16 protein-coding genes and 1 tRNA gene are annotated in these 16,724 nt (G+C 67.3%); 6 read left to right on the top strand and 11 right to left on the bottom strand.

Going from position 1 to position 16,724, the window contains the following annotated elements; genetic code table 11:
• Window positions 1-138: 138 nt before the first annotated feature.
• Window positions 139-212 (bottom strand) — tRNA-Gly (locus tag UCD39_RS20865).
• Between the two features lie 149 nt (window positions 213-361).
• The gene (locus UCD39_RS20860; protein WP_330497702.1) at window positions 362-961 is read right to left on the bottom strand and encodes a GNAT family N-acetyltransferase; all 600 of its coding nucleotides are present in this window, start codon (window positions 959-961) and stop codon (window positions 362-364) included.
• 514 nt (window positions 962-1,475) lie between these two features.
• Between UCD39_RS20860 and apaG the strand changes: the two genes are divergently transcribed.
• The gene (apaG, locus tag UCD39_RS20855; protein WP_145734849.1) at window positions 1,476-1,868 is read left to right on the top strand and encodes a Co2+/Mg2+ efflux facilitator ApaG/CorD; all 393 of its coding nucleotides are present in this window, start codon (window positions 1,476-1,478) and stop codon (window positions 1,866-1,868) included.
• Between the two features lie 219 nt (window positions 1,869-2,087).
• Window positions 2,088-2,723, top strand: coding sequence for a GTP cyclohydrolase I FolE (folE, locus tag UCD39_RS20850; protein ID WP_246130621.1), 636 nt, complete (start codon window positions 2,088-2,090; stop codon window positions 2,721-2,723).
• A gap of 149 nt (window positions 2,724-2,872) precedes the next feature.
• On the opposite strand, the gene UCD39_RS20845 is transcribed toward folE, so the two are convergent.
• Complete coding sequence (locus UCD39_RS20845) at window positions 2,873-3,463, bottom strand: hypothetical protein (RefSeq protein ID WP_330497701.1); 591 nt, start codon at window positions 3,461-3,463, stop codon at window positions 2,873-2,875.
• A 734-nt stretch (window positions 3,464-4,197) separates the two neighbouring features.
• Here UCD39_RS20845 and UCD39_RS20840 point away from each other — a divergent pair.
• Together UCD39_RS20840 and UCD39_RS20835 are read left to right on the top strand one after the other, a co-directional pair.
• Window positions 4,198-4,668, top strand: a complete 471-nt coding sequence (locus tag UCD39_RS20840) for an Hsp20 family protein (RefSeq protein ID WP_145734846.1) — start codon at window positions 4,198-4,200, stop codon at window positions 4,666-4,668.
• 87 nt (window positions 4,669-4,755) lie between these two features.
• Window positions 4,756-5,001 carry a DUF1150 family protein gene (locus UCD39_RS20835; RefSeq protein ID WP_330497700.1) on the top strand — a complete coding sequence of 82 codons (246 nt, stop codon included), beginning with the start codon at window positions 4,756-4,758 and terminating at the stop codon, window positions 4,999-5,001.
• 198 nt (window positions 5,002-5,199) lie between these two features.
• Here the strand turns inward: UCD39_RS20835 and groL are convergent, their stop codons facing one another.
• Window positions 5,200-6,831, bottom strand: coding sequence for a chaperonin GroEL (groL, locus tag UCD39_RS20830; protein WP_330497699.1), 1,632 nt, complete (start codon window positions 6,829-6,831; stop codon window positions 5,200-5,202).
• Window positions 6,832-6,936: 105 nt separating this feature from the next.
• Window positions 6,937-7,224, bottom strand: coding sequence for a co-chaperone GroES (groES, locus tag UCD39_RS20825; protein ID WP_040848135.1), 288 nt, complete (start codon window positions 7,222-7,224; stop codon window positions 6,937-6,939).
• Between the two features lie 289 nt (window positions 7,225-7,513).
• Here groES and UCD39_RS20820 point away from each other — a divergent pair, with 289 nt between their 5' ends.
• Entirely contained in the window at window positions 7,514-8,803 is a 1,290-nt protein-coding gene (locus UCD39_RS20820) for a hemolysin family protein (protein ID WP_330497698.1), read from the top strand.
• A 47-nt stretch (window positions 8,804-8,850) separates the two neighbouring features.
• Here the strand turns inward: UCD39_RS20820 and UCD39_RS20815 are convergent, their stop codons facing one another.
• On the bottom strand, window positions 8,851-9,927 hold the full coding sequence (locus tag UCD39_RS20815) for a hypothetical protein (protein ID WP_330497697.1): 1,077 nt from the start codon (window positions 9,925-9,927) through the stop codon (window positions 8,851-8,853).
• 501 nt (window positions 9,928-10,428) lie between these two features.
• On the opposite strand from UCD39_RS20815, the gene UCD39_RS20810 reads away from it, so the two are divergent.
• Entirely contained in the window at window positions 10,429-11,808 is a 1,380-nt protein-coding gene (locus UCD39_RS20810) for a hypothetical protein (protein ID WP_330497696.1), read from the top strand.
• Between the two features lie 77 nt (window positions 11,809-11,885).
• On the opposite strand, the gene upp is transcribed toward UCD39_RS20810, so the two are convergent.
• The 5 genes from upp to UCD39_RS20785 all read right to left on the bottom strand — a co-directional run bounded on the left by upp (window position 11,886) and on the right by UCD39_RS20785 (window position 16,723).
• A complete protein-coding gene (gene upp / locus UCD39_RS20805) occupies window positions 11,886-12,536 on the bottom strand; it encodes a uracil phosphoribosyltransferase (RefSeq protein WP_145734840.1) in 651 nt (216 codons plus the stop codon).
• Window positions 12,537-12,728: 192 nt separating this feature from the next.
• The gene (locus UCD39_RS20800) at window positions 12,729-13,568 is read right to left on the bottom strand and encodes a diguanylate cyclase (RefSeq protein ID WP_330497695.1); all 840 of its coding nucleotides are present in this window, start codon (window positions 13,566-13,568) and stop codon (window positions 12,729-12,731) included.
• Between the two features lie 235 nt (window positions 13,569-13,803).
• A complete protein-coding gene (gene ccmI / locus UCD39_RS20795; protein WP_330497694.1) occupies window positions 13,804-15,486 on the bottom strand; it encodes a c-type cytochrome biogenesis protein CcmI in 1,683 nt (560 codons plus the stop codon).
• The gene (locus UCD39_RS20790) at window positions 15,483-15,962 is read right to left on the bottom strand and encodes a cytochrome c-type biogenesis protein (protein ID WP_330497693.1); all 480 of its coding nucleotides are present in this window, start codon (window positions 15,960-15,962) and stop codon (window positions 15,483-15,485) included. Before UCD39_RS20790 ends, ccmI begins: the two co-directional genes overlap by 4 nt.
• A 215-nt stretch (window positions 15,963-16,177) precedes the next feature.
• On the bottom strand, window positions 16,178-16,723 hold the full coding sequence (locus UCD39_RS20785; protein WP_330497692.1) for a DsbE family thiol:disulfide interchange protein: 546 nt from the start codon (window positions 16,721-16,723) through the stop codon (window positions 16,178-16,180).
• Between the last annotated feature and the right edge of the window lies 1 nt (window position 16,724).

The following is a 16,724-nucleotide window of genomic DNA, read 5'->3' as shown; positions in this document are numbered from 1 at the left end:
CGGAGCTGGCTTCCGACCTGCTTACACCGCCGCCGTGTAAGCACTGGTGTAAGCTAGCATGGGGCAGAATCAGGCACAACGCGGCCCCATCCGGCACATTGTCGGATCGCTAAGGGACTGATTTTATAGGGAAGGCGTTGGAGCGGGTGAAGGGAATCGAACCCTCGTCGTAAGCTTGGGAAGCTTCTGCTCTACCATTGAGCTACACCCGCGCCGGGAAGGAGCTTATAGGGCTTTCCGGCGCGGCGTTCAAGCGGCAGTAAGCCTAGAGAGACTCAAACGCCGCTTGGCACACGCAATAAAACTCTCATACGGCCCTCACGGGTCCCGGCCGTTGCAATTGGCCGGGGGGCCGGATGGGTCAGCGAACCGCCCTCCGGCGCGGGCGGGCCAACTTGGCGACGCCGGTTTCACCGGCTGCAGCTTCGGCGGCGGCGGCCGTGCGGGTCGGGACGCGGCCCAGCATGCCGTGGGCGTTGCTGAGCGCGCCGGGGACGAATTCCAGGCCGAGGAAACGTTCCAGTTCCACCGGGCCCGGCAGCTTCAGGCCCAGCACCGGCTGGCGGGTGAAGCCGAAGCGGTTGTAATAGGGGGCGTCGCCCACCAGCAGCACGCTGGGATATCCCAGGGCCTGGGCCCGGGCCAGGCTGGCGCGGATGAGCTGGCCACCGAGGCCGGCGGACCGGTAATCCTCGGCCACGGCGATGGGGCCCAGCATCAGGGTCATCGTGCCGTCGGCGGCCATCACCGGCCAGTAGCGGATGGAGGCCACCAGGCGCGGCTGGGCGGCGGAATAGCCGGGCGCGGTCTCATCCAGGGCGACCATGCACAGGTCGGCCACGGGGGCCACACCCCGGCGCAGGCGGTAAACGGTTTTGGCTTTGCGCTTCGGTCCGAAGGCGGTGTCGAGCAGGCGTTCGATGGCGCCGGCGTGCGCCGGCAGCTCAGTCGTCAGGATCATACGATTGGGGTGTCCCGGTTCTCTAAAACGATGGCGCGATGGGCGCCTAGAGACCGGAACCGAGGGGCGTCGCCAGGATGAGGCGACGCGTCAGCGTCCGGCCGTGATACGACCCTGTCGCCCGCACAGCAGGCGACCGCAGGGTCGTCGTCGAAGGAGGAGGCTGGCGTACATATAACGCGCCGTCGGTAGTTGCACCTGAGGGCCTATATGAGGCCAAGCCCCCCTGGGCGCAAGCGTGTTTTTGCACCCAGGCCATCGCTGCGCTGGGATCGGCATCCCGCGCCCCGCAATGCTGGCCGGCCCCTTGGCTCACGCACATGGCGGGGGACACCAGTCGCCACCTGGGGCGAGCGCGGCGGCATCGGTGCCCCAAGGGTCTGGAGATTGGCCGCGAACAGGCCTAAGAAGGATGGAACAGGAGATTTGTCGCGGATCAGGCCGGCGCCGGCGTCACCAGGCGCGGGCCGGCGACACGGGAAAGGCCCTGGGAACGCCCTGAAAGACATGTCCGATGTACAGTGAAACCACCCACGCCATCCGGGTCAGCGTGCGCCCCGAATTCCTGGAGGACCAGTCATCGCCCCGCGAGGGTCATTATGTCTGGGCCTACACCGTGCGAATCGAGAACACCGGGGCCGAAACGGTGCGCCTGCGCACCCGCTACTGGCACATCACCGACGCCCGCGGCCGGGTGCAGGAGGTGCGGGGCGCCGGCGTTGTGGGGGAACAGCCGGTGCTGAGCCCCGGCCAGTCCTTCGAGTACACCAGCGGCACCCCCCTGGGCACGCCCTCAGGCATCATGGTCGGCAGCTATCAGATGGAGCGCACGGACGGGACGCGCTTCGACGTGCGCATCCCCGCCTTTTCATTGGATAGCCCCCATGAGCGCGGGGCGCTGAACTGATACATGAGCGCGGGGCGCTGAACTGACACGCCCCCTCGCCCGTAGATAAGAACGGATACCGGGTCCGAGAACCGTCACAGACGGCACGGCCGGTACCCTTCATGAATGCCTGCATCGGGGGACCGGCCCTTATCGTCCGGGCCCCCTCGCCCTCCACGCCAGCCCGCCCAAGGGAGAAACACCGTGTCCCACGCCAAGAAAACCCTCGCCGACACCGTCGTGTCCGGGCCGGTCCACGGGCGCCGCTCCGTCCCCACCACTCAAGGCCGCCCCAGCCGCGAGGAAGCGGAAGAGGCGGTGCGCACCCTGCTGCGCTGGGCGGGGGACGACCCCACCCGCGAGGGTCTGCTGGGCACGCCAGACCGCGTGGTGCGCAGCTATGAGGAGTTCTTCGCCGGCTATGCCTCCGATCCCATGGAGCTGCTGGCCCGCACCTTCGAGGAGACGGACGGCTACGACGAGATGGTCGTGCTGCGCGACATCCGTTTCGAAAGCTATTGCGAGCACCACATGGTGCCGATCATCGGCGTGGCCCATGTGGCCTACCTGCCCCGCTCGCGCGTTGTCGGCATCTCGAAGCTGGCGCGGGTGGTCGAGGTCTATGCCAAGCGCCTGCAGATCCAGGAGAAGATGACCTCCCAGATCGCCAACACCATCGATGAGGTGCTGCAGCCCCTGGGCGTGGCCGTGGTGATCGAGGCGTCGCACCAGTGCATGACCACACGCGGCGTCCACAAGCCCGGCGTTTCCATGGTCACCAGCCGCATGCTGGGCGCCTTCCGCAACGACCCCAGCACCCGCCGCGAATTCCTGGCCATGATCGGCACCCCGGGCCAGGCCGGGAGCATGTTCTGAGGCAGCCGCCCAAGGGCGCTCCCCCAAAGGCGCCCCAACGGGCGTTCATGAAAAAGGCCGAGGGCATCACTGCCCCCGGCCTTTTTCGTTCACGCGCCCGGACACGGGGCACGGCCGTAAAAGCCGGCGCCCGGCGTTCGGGACAAGGCTTAAAGAATCATCGCCGAGAACAGGTTGTCGCGGATGCCCTTGGCCAGCTGGGCGTCCATGTCGTGCGCCATGTCACGCACCAGTTGCGACCAGGTCTTTTCCCGCTGGTTCAGGGTCACATCCTCGGACACCGACTGGCTGGCGCTGACCACCACCGACGTGCTGCCGGCATAGCCCTTGGCGGGCATGTCCACCTGGACTTCCACGTCGAGCCGGCCGTCATAGCGTTGCGACTGGTCGGTGGTGAACCAGCCCTTGATGCCGGTGGTGCGGGGCAGGTTCACCTCGACGATGCTGGCGTTCTTGATGATGACACGGGCCTTGCCGCTGGAGCCGGCGGCCTTCAGCCGGTCTTGCACCCACAGGCGCACCACCTCGGCCGGCGTCAGTTGCAGCTGGTATTCGATGTTGGGTGGCTTCATGGGCGACACATAGTCGTTCACCACCTCGATCTCGGCGACGTTCAGGGTGATGGGCGTCTCATCGGCAAAGCCGAAGCCGCCGGACTGGGCCCAAGCGGACCGGACCCCCACGCCGGAGGGCGCCATCACCAGCAGACCGAGGACAAGGGCCACGAACAGACGACGCATGGGTCACCTCGAAAAAGGCAGTAAGCCGAAATTGTAGATGGCAATGCTTGTGTCATGAGCCCGCCGGCCGATCAAGCGCCACACCCGGAATATCCCCCGACCAAGGTCAGGGTAGGGGCGATGGCGACGCGACTCGGGGCCCTGACGGGGGACCTAATCCCAAGGATCTTCCCGCCCGCCCCAGCCCTGCCGGGGGCGCGGATGGTCCACACCCCTGTCAAGGCCGAATCGGCATCCTCAGAACCCACCGACTAGAAGGAAATAGCTCGGGAGGAGCACCCTCAATTTCACGAAAGTCGTTTATTTTCAATGAGTTGATTTTATTGCCTATTTTCCAGGCAAAGGGTGCGGAGGCCCAGGACTCCTGGCCCCGGCACCACCCGCTCACAGACTTATCCACAGTTTCTGGGGGTATCTGACTCCCAGCCCCGGCCCTGACCGAAAGGCATGCGCCGGTCGCGATGACAACCATCACAAGCAGGGGGCCCTCACAAGGAGGGGGAACGACGTCGCCCCCCTCGGGACGCGCCCTGCCGCCACCCGGCCGCGCCACCGCCCGCTCACCGGTGGAGCGCGCGTGGACGCTTGTCTTGAACCGTGGGAGGCGGTACCCATGTATCACTCAGGCGGTGCCGTTCCGGGCCGCCGAGCAGCGGGCCGAAGGCGCCGGGCTCTGGTGGGCCCCGCTGAGGCCGCCCCCGCATACTCGCTCGTTGGAGGAGGTTGCCGCCACCATGAATACCCGTGTGTCATTCCTGAACAGCCCCTTCCTGTTGGGCTTCGACCAGTTCGAGCGCACGCTGGACCGGATTTCCAAATCCGCCGCGGAGGGATACCCGCCCTACAACATCGAACAGATTGGCGAGGACGGCCTGCGCATCTCGCTGGCCGTGGCCGGGTTCACCTTCGACGACCTGCAGGTGCAGACGGAAGATAACCAGCTGATCATTCGCGGCCGCCAGCAGGACGACAAATCGCGCATCTACCTGCACCGCGGCATCGCCGCCCGGCAGTTCCAGCGCAGCTTCGTCCTGGCCGACGGCATCGAGGTCCTGGGCGCCAGCCTGGACAATGGCCTGCTGCACATCGACCTGCGCCGGCCCATTCCGGAACCCAAGGTGCGCACCATCAAGATCAGCGGCGCCGCCGACGGCGCGGCCCAGCCGCAGACCATCGACGTTTCGCCCGATAAAAGCCCCGCTTGATCCGTCATTGGGCCATTTTCCGCCCTTATCCTGACAGGGCTTGAAAGAGCCTGTCTTTCTTCACGTTGCGAAAAGCGAGTGATCATCATGACCGACAGCTTCGATACCGAATTCCAGGCGCTGAGCGCCGACGCCCTGCGCCACCTGTCCGCCCAGGATTTCGCCGCCTTCGGCGTCAATGTCCTGGCCTATGTGAAGCCGGTGGTGACCCAGGGCATCCTGGGCTATGCCATCCACGCCGCCGATGGCACGCCGCTGGCCATGGCCGCGTCCTCCGACGTGGCGCTGGCCTCCGTCCGCCAGCACGACATGGAGCCCCAGCGCGTGCATTGAGCGCGGCCCCCCATGCGGGGTTAGTCCAGTTGGACATCCTTTAAGGGCCAGAGCGCGTGTGGGACGCCCCGCACGCGCTCTTTTCATATGCGCCCGTGTTTCATATGCGCCGTGCCGTGCGTCCATGCCGTGCGCATATGAAAAGGGCCGGCCCCTTGCGGAAGCCGGCCCCCTCTTCCAATTCGTCTTGGGGACGAATTAGAAATCCATGTCACCCATGCCCGGGGCGCCGGCCGGAGCGGCCTTCTTCTCGGGCTTCTCGGCGACCATCGCCTCGGTGGTGATCAGCAGGCCGGACACGGAGGCCGCGTCCTGCAGGGCGGTGCGGACCACCTTCGTCGGGTCGATGACGCCGAAGGCGAACATGTCACCGAACTCACCGGTCTGGGCGTTGTAGCCGAAGTCGGCGCTGGACTGGTCCAGCAGCTTGCCGACGACGATGGAACCGTCGGTGCCGGCGTTGAAGGCGATCTGACGGACCGGGGCCTGCAGGGCCTTGCGGATGATGTCCACGCCCACGCGCTGGTCGTCGTTGGCCGGCTTCAGGCCGTCCAGGGCCTTGGTCGCGTACAGCAGGGCGGTGCCGCCGCCGGCCACCACGCCTTCTTCCACCGCGGCGCGGGTGGCGTGCATGGCGTCGTCAACGCGGTCCTTGCGCTCCTTCACCTCGACCTCGGTGGCGCCGCCGACGCGGATGACGGCAACGCCGCCCGCCAGCTTCGCCAGACGCTCCTGCAGCTTCTCACGGTCGTAGTCCGAGGTGGTCTCCTCGATCTGCGCCTTGATCTGGCCGATGCGGGCCTCGATGTCGGCCTTGGCGCCGACGCCGTCCACGATCGTGGTCGCGTCCTTCGTGATCACCACCTTCTTGGCGGTGCCCAGCATGTCCAGCGACACGTTCTCGAGCTTGATGCCCAGATCTTCGGAGATGACCTGGCCGCCGGTCAGGATGGCCATGTCCTCCAGCATCGCCTTGCGGCGGTCGCCGAAGCCCGGGGCCTTCACCGCGGCGATCTTCAGGCCGCCGCGCAGCTTGTTCACCACCAGGGTGGCCAGCGCCTCGCCTTCCACGTCTTCCGACACGATCAGCAGCGGACGGCCGGACTGCACGACGGCTTCCAGGACCGGCAGCAGGGGCTGCAGGCTGCCCAGCTTCTTCTCGTGCAGCAGGATGTACGGGCTTTCCAGCTCAGCCGTCATCTTGTCGGCGTTGGTCACGAAGTACGGCGACAGGTAGCCGCGGTCGAACTGCATGCCCTCGACGACCTCCAGCTCGGTGTCGAAGCTCTTGGCCTCTTCCACCGTGATGACGCCCTCGTTGCCGACCTTTTCCATGGCGCGGGCGATCATCTCGCCGATCTCGGCCTCGCCGTTGGCGGAAATGGTGCCGACCTGGGCGATCTCGGCGTTGGTCGAGATCTTCTTGGAACGGCCCTTGATGTCATTGATGACCGCGGCGACGGCCAAGTCGATGCCGCGCTTCACGTCCATCGGGTTCAGGCCGGCGGCAACGGCCTTGGCGCCTTCGCGGACGATGGCCTGGGCCAGCACGGTGGCGGTGGTGGTGCCGTCACCGGCGATGTCGTTGGTCTTCGAGGCCACTTCGCGCACCATCTGGGCGCCCATGTTCTCGAACTTGTCCGACAGCTCGATCTCCTTGGCGACGCTGACGCCGTCCTTGGTGATGCGCGGAGCGCCGAAGCTCTTCTCGATGACGACGTTGCGGCCCTTGGGGCCCAGGGTCACCTTCACGGCGTCGGCCAGGATGTCCACGCCGCGCAGCATGCGGTTGCGCGCATCGACGCCAAACTTCACTTCCTTGGCAGCCATAATCTCTCTTCCTTGAATTTCCGGGGCCTCATCAGGCCCGCGATGGCTTTGAGGGGAACACGACAGGGCGGCGACCCGTCAGGGTCGGCCAGCCCGGTCATCCAATCAGGCGACGATGCCCAGGATGTCGGATTCCTTCATGATGAGGTATTCGGCCCCATCGATCTTGACCTCGGTGCCGGACCACTTGCCGAACAGCACGCGATCACCAGCCTTCACGTCCAGGGCGATCAGCTTGCCCTGCTCGTCACGGGCGCCGGGGCCCACGGCGACGACCTCGCCCTCCTGGGGCTTTTCCTTTACGGTGTCGGGGATGATGATGCCGCCGGCGGTCTTCTGCTCACTTTCGACGCGGCGCACCACCACGCGGTCGTGCAGCGGACGGAACTTCATAGGATCTCTCCCTTAAAAGGCAAAAGCTGTGGGGTCGAGCCTGCTGTTAGCACTCAACCCCGGTGAGTGCTAGCGGAGATAATACGAGTCCGGATGGGAATCAAGAGCGCTGCGCAGGACGGGGCCGCCGGTCTCCAAAACGTCATGACCCGGGTGTGGCCGCGCATCCGCTTTGAAGGCATAAGCCGTAAAACTTGGCTGCCCTGTGATGGCGGGGACGCGACAGACTGTCCGTCCATGCTATCGTGCCGCGTGTATCCCCTTCCCGACAGGCCCCGACGCCGCCCTGATGCTTTACCTGCAAATCGCCATCCTGGTTCTGCTGATTCTGTTGAACGGCTTTTTCGCCATGTCCGAACTGGCCGTCCTGTCCGCCCGGCGCAGCCGGCTGACGGCCATGGCGGAGAAAGGCCAGCGCGGCGCCCGCACGGCGCTGGCCCTGCAGGAGAGCCCCTCGCACTTCCTGTCCACGGTGCAGATCGGCATCACCATGATCGCCATCGTGGAGGGCGCGTTCGGCAGCGCCACGCTGTCCGGCCCCTTGGCGGAAAGCCTGGCGGCGGTGCCGGCGCTGGCCCCCCACGCCGACAGCATCGCCGTGGCCCTGGTGGTGGTGTGCATCACCCTGCTGTCGCTGATCGTGGGCGAACTGGTGCCCAAGCGCCTGGCCCTGTTCGCCACGGAACGCATCGCCGTGCTGACCGCGCCCTTCCTGCAGGGACTGTCGCGCATCGCCTCCCCCGTGGCCTGGTTCCTTGGGGCCACCACCGAACTGGTGCTGAAGTTGCTGGGCGCCGCCGGCAAGCCGGAGAACGCCGTCACCGAGGAAGAGGTCAAGAGCCTGATCGCCGAGGGCACGGCCGCCGGCGTGTTCGAGCCGGAGGAACGGCGCATGATCGAAAGCGTGCTGGGCCTGTCCGACCGGCCGGCGCGCGCCATCATGACCCCGCGCCTGGACGTCATGTGGCTGGACCTGGACGATGACGTGGCGCAGTTGACCAAGGAAATCCAGGAAAGCCATCACAGCCGCTTCCCCATCTGCCGCGGCAGCCTGGATGAGGTGGTGGGCGTGCTGCACGCCAAGGCGGTGCTGGACGCCGTGCTGGCGGGCGAGACGCCGGACTTGGCCAAGCTGGCCAACCCCGCGCTGATCGTCCATGACGGCACCCAGGTCATGCGCCTGCTGGAACTGTTCCGCTCCTCCGGCCAGCAGATGGCCCTGGTGGTGGACGAGTATGGCAGCGCCGAGGGCATCGTCACCCTGACCGACATCCTGGAATCCATCGCCGGCGACCTGCCCGAGGCCCACGACGCGGACGAGGACGAGTTCGTGCGGCGCGAGGATGGCTCCATGCTGATCGACGGTCGCATGGACATCGAGGAGGCGGCGCACGTCCTGGACCTGCCGGGCCTGCGCGACGGGGGCGACTACCTGACCCTGGCCGGCTTCCTGCTGTTCAAGCTCGGCCACCTGCCCCGTGTGGGCGAGGGCGTCGCCCACGCGGGCTATCGCTTCGAGGTGGTGGACATGGACGGCCGCCGCATCGACAAGATCCTGGTGATCCCGCCGGCGGAGTGACCCGGCGGGGCCACTCACACCAGCCTACTTCTGACCGAATGCCGGCCTCAGGCCGGCTTCAGGGTCAGCTCGTTCACCGTGCCATCATTGACGCCCAGGTAATAGAAGCGGCCATCGAAGCCGGTGGCCACGATATTGCCGTTGAGGCGGCCATCCAGCGGACCGGAGCGGGCCAGTTCAACGCCCGTATCCGCATCGCGCCACACCACATAGTCCTGGCAGTCCAGATAGTCGGTGCCGATGATGTTGCGGCGCTGTCGCGGTCCCACCACCGCCCAAAACGAGTCCATGGTTTGCGGCTGCTGCCAGACCGGGACGAAGCCCACATCCGCCTTGAAATCCAGCGCTGTCACCAGCCCGACCTTCTCATCGCTGGTGTAGACGCGGTTATGGGCCGCATCCAGGGCGGGCTTGGAGTATTCCTCACTGGGCACGCCATGGGGAAACGGCACGTGATGGTGGGCGACGGCGGCGTCCCCGCTGTGAAAGGCGGAAATGCGCAGGGGTTTCTTCGCCTCCAGGAAATTCGTCTGTACCACCACCCAGCCGTTCAGCATGCCGCAGGCCGGGCCGGGCTGTTCACCCGGGAAAACATATTGCGGGTTCCAGCTGGGATCGAGGGTCAGGCTGTCCGGTCCCAGCCGATAGCGCCACACGTGCGTCAGTCCCGGCAGGTAGACGAATTCGTCGGGGGCCTGCCCATCCACCATGACCCGGCCCAGGACGGGCTCGGGCGTTTCGACGACAGCCTTGATCTCCAGGGTGTCGGCATCCACCGAGACCAGGAAGGCGGGGATGCCGCTATCCTTCACGGCATAGAGCCCCGGCAAGGAATTCGCCAGCGGGCGGCCCCGTTCCAAGGACTTGGCGATGATGTCGCCGCTGCGGGAAATGACGAAGCCGTTATAGGCGGCCCCGAAGCCGTTCGCGTGCTGGGGCAGGTCTATGGTGCGGTGGTCCCCCGTCGCGGGGTCGATCTTGGCCAGCTTGGCGCCCGTGACGACGTACAGGAAGCCGTTGCCGTGGACGCCCAACACCCCGGGCCAGTCGAAATAATGATCAAAGGGCACCTTGAAGTGAATGCGCCAGCGCTCCTCCAGCGTGTCCGCATCCAGCCGCGCCACATAGGACCCGGCCTCCTCTTTGTCGTCGTCGGACTCTGGTTTATCGCCGACATAGCCCCCGTAGATGAACAGCTCCCCCGCTCCCGGGTGACGATGTTGTAGGGGTTGGGGTAGGTGCCGGGGGCAAGGCGGACCGCCACCTTGGCGCGGGCCGTGCCCGTCAACTGGGCCACATCGCAACTGTGGGGGAATTGCTGGCTGCGGATCGAGTCGAAATGCTCGAACGGCATCATGGTCCGATACCAGGGGCCATCGCTTGGCCCAGGAACGAAGGCGGCTGACTCGGGACAAGGGTCTGACATGGAACAGTCTCCCTTAAGGCGCGCGTGGTGATTCAGGCGCGACAGTATCCTTAAGGTTGTATATGCGCCCATGCCACTGGACAATAGGCCCAATTAAAAATAGCGTCCCGTCACAGGATGCAACTTAATGACGTAAACTGGTCATTAATTTCGATTACCAGCGGGAGGTATGCGCCCGCCAGCCGCCAGGAGCAGCCCCATGTCCATCGAGGTCAGCACCGTCGTCGTCCCGCGTGTGGAACCCCTGCCCATCGCGGCGGAACCACCGCCGCAAAACCCCTATATGGCGCCCAACGGCCGCAACAACATGCACAACGACGCCTTCATGTCGGACACCTACGGCTGGGCCGGGCCCCTGGGCGGCAAGCTGGTGGTGACCTACAAGTCTTTAGGCGGTGAAGGTGCTTCCATCACCTATGACCCGCAGGGCCGCCTGGTCACCGTCTGCATCGGGCCGGACAGCCGGCGCCTGCTGCAGTTGGACCCCGGCACGCTGGAAGTTCTGGCCGCCATGGACCTGCCGTCGGGCAAGGGCGGCAGCACCGGCTTCGGCGGCGGGGGCTATATCTATCTGAACGAGCGCAACCAGGCCGTCCTGCCCACCGCCAACCAGCAAATCTGGGTGGTCGCCGTGCCGGAGGGGGACGAAGGCTTCCGCGTGGTTCGCATCTATGACCTGGCCAGCAGCATCGGCGACTCCGCCGCCAGCATCCTATCCACCCTGCCGGACTGGAGCGGCCGGCTGTGGTGGATCACCGACAGCGGCATCGTCGGCTATATCGACCCCGACTCCGGCGCCTGCTGGACCCTGACGCTGGACGCGCCGCAGACCATCGGCAATTCCTTCGCCGTCGACGAGACGGGCGGCGTGTTCATCGCCAGCGACTACGCGCTCTACCGCTTCGACGTGCCGGCCACCGGCAGCCGCCCGCAAGTGACATGGTGCTATAGCTACGACCGCGGGCTGGCGCAGAAGCCCGGCCAGCAAAGCTGGGGCACGGGCACGACGCCGACCCTGGTGGGAACCGCCCCCGGCGAAAGCTATTGCGGCATCGCCGATAACGCCTATCCCCAAATGCATGTCGTCGTCTATCGGCGGGAGAAGGAGGTGCCGGGCAACCGCATCGTGGCCCAGGTCCCTGTCTTCCCCAAAGGGCACAGCGACACGGAGAATTCCCTGATCGGCTGCACGGGCAGCTTCTTCGTGGAAAACAACTACGGATACAGCAACGGCGTGTCGACCCGGCCCGTGGTGCCCGGAATGGGCCGCGTGCGGTACGACAACCTGCCCTGTCCCGGCACGGTGGCCTGGGAGAACGGGCATGTCACGGTGCCCTCCGTGGTGTCCAAGCTGTCGCTGGTCACCGGCCTGCTCTACACCTACAGCCTCAAGATCGAGGACGGCCGCCACGACTGGTTCCTGACGGCGGTTTACGCGGAAACCGGGGCCACCGTCTGGAGCGCCAAGGTGGGCAGCGGCATCCTGTTCGACAATCACTACTCCGCGCTGTCCATCGGGCCCGACGGCACGGTCTACATTCCCACCGCCCTGGGCATGGTGATGATCCGCGAGGCCTGACGCCTGGCCCCTCAAGACGGGAACCGGGGCTCAGCCCCGGTTTCTCAGGCCCCGGTTCCCCAGGCCCGGTTTCGACGCTACTTGGTGCCGAACAAGCGATCCCCGGCATCGCCCAGGCCGGGGACGATGTAGGCGTCGTCGGTCAGGTGACTGTCCAGGGCGGCGGTGTACACCTTCACGTCCGGGTGGGCGTCGTGGAAGACGCGCACGCCCTCCGGCGCCGACACCAGGGCCATGAAGCGAACCTGGTCATCGGCCACGCCGTGGCGGTTCAGCACGTCCACCGCGTGCACGGCGGAATTGCCGGTGGCCAGCATGGGATCGACCAGGATGAAGGTGCGGCCCTGCGCGGCCGGCAGTTTCACCAGGTATTCCACCGGCTGCTTGGTGTCATGGTCGCGGTAGAGGCCGATATGGCCCTCACGCGCGCCGGGCATCAGTTCCAGCAGGCCCTCGGCCATCACCAGGCCGGCCCGCAGGATGGGAACGACGGCGACCTTCTTGCCCTCGATCACCGGGGCGTCCATCTCCACCAGCGGCGTCTCGATCCGTTCCGTGGTCAACGGCAGGTCGCGCGTCAGCTCATACCCCATCAGCAGCGCGATCTCCCGCAGCAGTTGGCGGAAGCCCATGGTCGAGCGCCGCTTGTCCCGCATGTGCGACAGCTTGTGCTGGATCAGCGGATGGTCGGCGACGAACAGGTTGGGGAATTCGGGGACGGTGCGCATGGGCGGCTAAACCACGGATCGGCAAAGGTGGAATTGGTTCCAAGCTAGCGGACGGCGCGCCCGGGCGCCACCATCCCGACGGGGGGTGGCGGCACAGGCGACAAAAACACCGGCAGGAAGGGTGACCGGTTACCCCGGCCGGATGATCCTGACCAGTTGGTCAAGCCTCATGGCTGCCCCGCAGCGTGTGCTCTATGGCTGCCTCGCAGCCTGGGCCGGCGCGCCCGCCCGGACCACCCGGTTCCGGCCCTGGTGCTTGGCCGTGTACAGGGCGGCGTCGGCCTCCGCCACCAGATCCTCCGGATCGCCATCGGGCTGCGCCTCGGCCAAGCCAAAGCTGGCGGTGAAGTGGATGGTGCGCCCGCCGCCGATGGCGACCGGCAGCGCCTCCATATCCTGGCGCAGCCGCTCCACCACGGCATAGCCGTCCATGACGGTGGCGTCCTTCAGCAGGATCAGGATTTCCTCGCCGCCCAGGCGGAAGGCCTCGTCAAAGCTGCGGATGCCGCGGTTGATGGCGCCGGCCGCAGCCATCAGCACGCGGTCGCCCGCCTCGTGCCCATAGGTGTCATTGACCGACTTGAACTTATCGAGGTCGCACAGCGCCACGCAGAAGGGGCGACCGGTGCGGCGGAATCGGTTGGCCTCCCGCTCCATCTCCTCGCGCAGGCCGGTGCGGTTGCGCAGGCCGGTCAGGGGGTCGATGCCGCTGCCGGCCACGCTGAACGCCCGCTCCACCCGGCGCAGCAGGCCCATGAACTCGTCAAATTTCTCGATCACCGCCTCATAGGCGGCCAGCGACGGCGGCTGCCCCTCGCAGGCCCGCATGTGCACCAGGCGGGCCATGCGGTGCATCTGGTCATGCAGGGAGATCAGGCGGTCGATGGCGGGCTGGTCCGCCAGCTCGCTGCCCGAGGCGCCGCGCACCCAGGCGGGAAAGGCCGTCGGCACGGGCAGGACGACGCCGTCGCCCTGGTTGAAGAACGCCGCGCGGTGCCACTGGCCTATCCACCGGAGATGCTCATCCACCACACCGGCCAAGCCGGCGGCGGAAGGCAGGGGGACTCATTCATCGCGGAAAAACGATCCTGGGTGACGGGGGCATATGCCGCAAGGATAGGCGCACCAGCGGCATGCGCGGACAATACCCGCACTTTAGGTCATTCACCTATGGTTTGCATCGGGCACGACCCCACACCAAGGGATAGGGTGGCGGCGGCGCAACACCTACCGTCCGCCCCCTTGTCGCTTACCCCGGTTGTTAAGGTCAGCTCCCCAGGGCCTTGAGCCGGCCCTCCAGCTCCTTGCGGTCGTCGGACCCCTCGGGCAGGAGAGGCAACAGGCGCCCCCACAGGTCCTTCGCCTCCGCCTTGCGGCCCTTCTCCGCCGCGTCCAACCCCAGGTACCACAGGGCCTGGGGGTTGTTGGGAGAGGACTTCAGCACCACCCGGAGGGCGGTGAAGAAGGCGGGCGGCGGATGGCCGCCATCGGACGGCAGCAGCACGCGGGCATAGGCCAGGTTGATCTGGGCGTCGTCGGGGGCGGCGGCCACGGCCTTGGCCCACGCCTCCCGCGTCTTGGCCACGTCACCCGTCGCCTCATAGGCCTGGGCCAGCCGCGCCCAGCCCTCGGGCTTGTCCGGTTCCTTCTCCGCCGCCGCCTGGAACTGGGCCAGCAGCGACTTCACCGTGGCCGAGCGCTGTTCCGGCGTCATGGTGGCCGGGTCCGGCATGCCGGGCGGAACGGTGCCGGCGGCCGCACCCGGCGCGGCGGCGGTGTCGGCGCCATAGCGCTTGGCGTTGGCCTCGGCCTCCGCCGCCTCGTCGTTCTCCCCCAGCACGCGATAGGCGCGGGCCAGGCGGGACCAGCCCTCACCGTCATTGGGCTGAGCCTTCAGCCGGTCGGCTAGGCGCTGCACCATGCCCCGGATCATGGCGTTGCGGTCGTCGCTGGACATGGTGGAGGCGGCGGCCACGTCGTCAGCCGTGGGGCCTGGAGCTGTGGTGCCGGGGGCCGGCGTGGCGGCGGCGGGCGGCCCGGCGGGCTGCCCAGTGGGCGGTAGCGGCTGCGGCGTCACCGCCGCCGGGTCCATGCCGGCCTCGGTCGCCGTCTCCCCCAATTGGCCCCGAAGGAAGGGCACCCAAGGCGCGTCCGCCGGGCTTTCCGCCAGCAGGGCGGACCAGCGGGTGATGGCGCCCTTGAGGTCGCCGGCCTGGCGCACGGCCAAGCCGTCGTAGTAGCGCGCGCGGGGCTCCTTGGGATTCAGCGCCAGGGCCTTGGCCAGCGCCTGCTTGGCCTCCGGCCCCACTACGCCGTCGGCTGACAGCACCAGCGCCTCGGCGCGCGATGCCTGCAGGTTGGCGTCATCCGGCGCCAGGTCGACGGCCTTGGCCCAGGAGGCGGCGGCCTTGTCGTTCTGGCCCAGCATGCCCTGGGTGGTGGCCAAGGCCTTCCACGCCTCCAGATCTTTGGGATGGTCCGCGACCCGGGCCTGCAGGGTGCGCAGCACGGCCTGGGCCTGGGCATTCGCGCCCTGGTCCGTGCGGCTGGCCGCAGGCTGGCCCGGCAGGTCCGGACTGCCCAGGCGCAGGTAGATGCCCATGGCCAGCAGCGGCACCGCCGCCATCAGGCCCGTGGCCAGCAGGCGCGACGGCTTGGCCGGCGGAGTGGGCGTCGCCGCCCCGGCCGCGCGCGCGGCCTGGACCCGGGCATCGGCGGCCAGCAGGCGGCGGCTGACCTCCGTCCGGGCGGCGGCGGCCTGGTCATCGGTCAGCAGGCCGCGCGCCACGTCGCGCTCGATCTCAGCCAACTGGTCCTTGTAGATGGCGACTTCCGGCGTGCCCTCGGCACCCGGCGCCTCCGCCCCCACGGAACGTCTCATCAGCGGACGCAGCAGCGCCAGCAGCACACCCGCCGTCAGCAGGGCGGCGGCGATCCAGAACACCATCATGGCCGCCCCTTCCCTTCGTCCTTGTCATCCATCAGCAGGGCCAGATGGGCCTTTTCCTCCGCCGACAGGGGCGGCGCCACCGCCTCGGCCCCCACCGTGCCGCGCCGGCCGCGCCACAGCAGGATGCCACCGCCCACGACCAGCAGGGCAAAGGGCCCGAACCACAGCAGATATGTGGACGGCCGCACCGGCGGACGCAGCAGGACATAATCGCCGTAGCGGTCGGTCAGGAAGGCCACGGCCTGGGCGTCGCTGTCCCCCTTCACCAGCCGTTCGCGCAACAGCAAGCGCAGGTCGCGCGCCAGGGGGGCGTCGCTGTCGTCGATGGACTGGTTCTGGCAGACCAGGCAGCGCAAATCCTTGGAAATGGCGCGCGCCCGCGCCTCCAGCGCCGGGTCGGACAGCATCTCATCCGGTTGCACGGCGCGGGCCAAGGGGCCCGACAGCAGCGTGGCCGCCAGGACCAACGCGGCCAATGCCCGCCGGGCATCAGCGGCCCGAAGTTTCAACTTGGGCCACTGTAGGCCCCGACCCTTAGACGTGTAAACAGGGGGGCCGCCGGAAGCCTCCGGGGAACGCAGTGGGCTGGAAACTGAGGACAAGCCAAGCCCGCGGATGCGGGCGCCCGGCGCATGAGGGACGGTGTTTGAGCGGTTACGATCAAACACCGCGCGTATCATTTGCGCCCGCCTCATTTCGACAGCTCATTGATCAGGGGCAGGATGCGGTTCTGCAAATCCTGGGGGGTGATGGGACCCACCTGGCGATAGCGGATGCGGCCCTGGCGGTCGATGACATAGGTTTCCGGCACGCCATAGACGCCAAAATCAATGGCGGTGCGGCCACTCTCGTCCCGGGCCACCGCGGCGTAGGGGTTGCCGTCGCGGGCCAGGATGGCCTGGCCGTCGGCCGCCTTGTCCTTGTAGTCGATGCCGCGGATGTCCACCCCCTGCCCCGCCAGGCGCATCAGGATGGGATGTTCAGCACGGCAGGGCGCGCACCAACTGGCCCAGAAGTTCACCAGGCGGACCTTGCCATCCGCCAATTCCTTGGATGCCACGCCCGGCTGTCCCTCCACCAGGGGCGGCAGGTCGAAGTCCGGCACCGGCTTGTCGATCATGACGGAGGGCAGGCGGTCGGGGGTATCGCCCTGGTCGATCTGCTTCAGGCGCACGCCGAACCAGCCGGCCAGGCCCAGGAACAGCACCAGGGGGATCAGGAACATCAGGCGGCGCATG

This window comes from Nitrospirillum karajorum, from assembly GCF_036348415.1.
GTDB classification, from domain to species: Bacteria; Pseudomonadota; Alphaproteobacteria; order Azospirillales; family Azospirillaceae; genus Nitrospirillum; species Nitrospirillum amazonense_B.
The sequence above is the reverse complement of the archived record's forward strand: the minus strand, read 5'-3'. Positions and strand labels throughout refer to the sequence as shown.